Annotated in this window: 4 protein-coding genes; all 4 read left to right on the top strand. The window is 49.3% G+C overall.

Translation table 11 applies throughout. The features are described from left to right. The coding region (locus B151_RS20210) for a hypothetical protein (protein ID WP_026166742.1) at nt 1-569 on the top strand (569 nt) is incomplete at its 5' end. Beyond that, nucleotides 566-961 (top strand): hypothetical protein, encoded by a 396-nt coding sequence (locus B151_RS0117335; protein ID WP_020404902.1) that lies wholly within the window; start codon nt 566-568, stop codon nt 959-961. The genes B151_RS20210 and B151_RS0117335, both read left to right, overlap by 4 nt. Further along, a complete protein-coding gene (locus B151_RS19150) occupies nt 958-1,278 on the top strand; it encodes a peptidoglycan-binding domain-containing protein (RefSeq protein ID WP_020404901.1) in 321 nt (106 codons plus the stop codon). The genes B151_RS0117335 and B151_RS19150 overlap by 4 nt, the downstream gene beginning before the upstream one ends. Nucleotide 1,279: 1 nt before the next feature. Continuing rightward, nucleotides 1,280-2,698: a P-loop NTPase family protein gene (locus B151_RS0117325; RefSeq protein WP_020404900.1), complete on the top strand. Its 1,419-nt coding sequence runs from the start codon at nt 1,280-1,282 to the stop codon at nt 2,696-2,698. Nucleotides 2,699-2,786 lie beyond the last annotated feature (88 nt).

Genomic DNA, 2,786 nt, shown 5'->3' with positions numbered 1-2,786 from the left:
GGAACCCACCCAGCGGGGTCCCGTTTTCCCTCAATCTTGAAATTGAAACTTTCCGCAACTGGGCAAAAGTGCTTTTCCTTCCCTTTATGGCGAGTTTCGGGCAATGCCCTGACGCCCTTGTGGTGGTACGTTCGGAGCAGACCGGATCGGTTTTAGGCTTTCAGCGGTTCGGAACGTCTATGATGGATGGATGCCGGGCTCAAGGGCGCGTCATCTTTGACCGCTCGTTTGTTCCCACCTCGGGCAATAAAGTAATCTTTGAAGTGTACCCCGACGATGTTGATTTGAGCAGGCTATCCGCTTCCGATCTCATTGCAAAGTCCACACCCATTTCTCTCGACCTGGACCAGCAAACCGGTGAGCAGTCTGGGGTGTATTCTCCACCCACCGAGTCGTGGTACAAGATGCCCGAACTTGGGCCTGGTAATGCCCTTGGGGAAGTTAACACGCTACTCAAACGGGTAATCATTATATCGGTTGCTGGCGCGGGGCTTTATTTCTTAGCCCCCATGCTCCCCGGACTTCGGGCAGGCATCAAAGCCATGGCTCCAAAAGCAGGTACCGAATGAGATCCGGATTTGCCTCACATACTGGCTCCGCCTTACATGGCATGGACGATTACCTGCAGCGCACCTCACAAAACGCCTTCAAGCTGTTTGCAGGGAAACTTCAGAGCGCCACGAGCGGTCGTCGCGGCCAGCTTGCAACGATGGGACTCAACCTGGCCAACCTGACCACCAGCAAAGCAGGCATCAACAAGATATATGAGCAAAACGCCGGAGTCATTGACGCCTACTTCGAGTATGTGGATTTGGTGGCTCTGTCAAAGAAATTAACTAGCGATGATGCTTTATCATCCTTAGCTAAATCACCACTGATAAAGTATAGCTCTACACTTCTGATCGGTATCACAATAGGTGTGCTTGCATATCGAACGTATAACTTAACATCGAAGAAATGACTCTCAGTAAAGGCGCCTCAGGGCAACAGGTTATCAGGCTCCAAGCAGGATTGCAAAAAGCAGGCTTTGATCTACCTCAATATGGTATTGACGGAAAATTTGGAAGTGAAACACAATCTGCCGTTATGAAGGCTCAACGCAGGTATTTTCTTCCCGTAACCGGAGATGTAGGGCCAACACTACTTGCAAAACTGGGGGTATCCAATGCTCCACTAAATATGAAAACAGATAAAAAAGCCATGCTGACCAAAGCTGTTCTGGCTGGAATTGCCATCGGTACTTTATTTGTGATCGCTAAAAAAATGAGGAACCGTTGATATGGACATCAAGAACACCCTGAGCGCCAAAGAACTGGCAAAAATAAACATCAAAGGCATAAAGATTGCCGAACCTTATGGTACACTTCTTGGGGAGCCAGAGAAAAATGCCGTCATCTTTATCTGGGGTGAGAAAGGGGCCGGAAAGTCCACCTTCAGTTTAGGCCTTGCAAACGCTCTTGCAGAGCACGGCAGAGTCGAATATATCCCTGCCGAAGAACATTTCGGTAAAACACTTATTGACCGAGTCAAGCGATTAAAAGCGACCCACAACAACCTAAACTTTACTAAGTGGAAATCACTCACATCGCTAAAAGAAACCCTGCTGAAAAACAGATCTGCCTTTTGCGTATTGGATTCCATTTCTGTCATTGACGCCAAAGACGCCTCCACGGTAGAACTGGCACAATGGTGCCGCGAACAAGGCATTGGGTTCATCATGGTGGCCCATGCGACCAAAGACGGTAAATATAAGGGCAACACCAGTATCGCACACGAATGCGACATTGAAATTAAAGTCACCAAAGAGGGACTGGCTGAGACCGAAAAAAACCGCTATCAGTTATTAAATGCCATCGATGTTCCATTTGGCACATTACCCACTGCCGAAACCCTAAAAACTATTCCCCCGCTTACGCAAAGCCAGCATGAAGGCGTGGAAGACCAGCTTTCTAATAATGAGACCTCAACAGATGAGGAACTCATCGACTTCTTTCAGGATGAATTTGGCCTCACTAAACAGCAGGCAGCCCATTGGATATCAAAACGAGGAAGCTATTTAATGAATCCCACACACAGCGAGCCACGCGATAATCCCGTAGAGTTGCCATTTACGATCACACTCAAAAAAATCAATACCCTCCACAAACTGCGCTCTTGGAAACGGGTGAATTCCCTGCTCGGCTCTAAAATGCCGTGCTATGCCAAACAGCATTCCGGGGAGTCCGAGCGGGCAACGCTGAGCATTCGCTACGTGCCGGACTACTACAACAAACGCTATATCGTGGAGCTTCTTATTGACGGGGAGCTGAAAACCCAGATTTGCACCGAAGGGGTCAAAGGCGGATTTGCCGCTTCGTGGGCCCAGCTGGTGAAAAAACACGGGAATCTGGAAGTGCAAATTCTTGCCCAGGATCATGCCAAGAAAGTACTGGGCGCGCGAGAATACCGGAGGCAGGAAAAGCTTCAGGGAAGCACACCCGATTGCCCTCCATCAGGGAAAGCCAAGGTCAAGAAAACACCCAAGCGAAAACCTACTCCGCCCAAGAAGAAAACGGTCAGTAAAAAACCGGCGGCAAAAAACACCAAACCGGCAAGCGCGCCAAAAAGGAAAACCACCCCAAAGCCCGAAGTGGATCTGGAAGCCGCCCGAAAAAGCCAGGCTAAACTCGACGCCTTTTTAGAAAAAGTCTTTAGCTAAGCCATGCGCGCAGTAAAAACAAATATCGACCAGATTACCCACCTATCCACCGGCGACTTTGATCACTGGCTGGGCGACTGGGACGCCG

The sequence above is a fragment of the Gracilimonas tropica DSM 19535 genome, from assembly GCF_000375425.1.
In the GTDB taxonomy this organism is placed as follows: Bacteria; Bacteroidota; Rhodothermia; order Balneolales; family Balneolaceae; genus Gracilimonas; species Gracilimonas tropica.
Note: the sequence above shows the minus strand (reverse complement) of the source record. Positions and strands in the feature narration are given on the sequence as shown.

Coding starts and splice junctions, on each gene's coding strand:
- B151_RS0117325 (WP_020404900.1), top strand. CDS start 1,280: ATGGACATCAAGAACACCCTGAGCGCCAAAGAACTGGCAAAAATAAAC.
- B151_RS0117335 (WP_020404902.1), top strand. CDS start 566: ATGAGATCCGGATTTGCCTCACATACTGGCTCCGCCTTACATGGCATG.
- B151_RS19150 (WP_020404901.1), top strand. CDS start 958: ATGACTCTCAGTAAAGGCGCCTCAGGGCAACAGGTTATCAGGCTCCAA.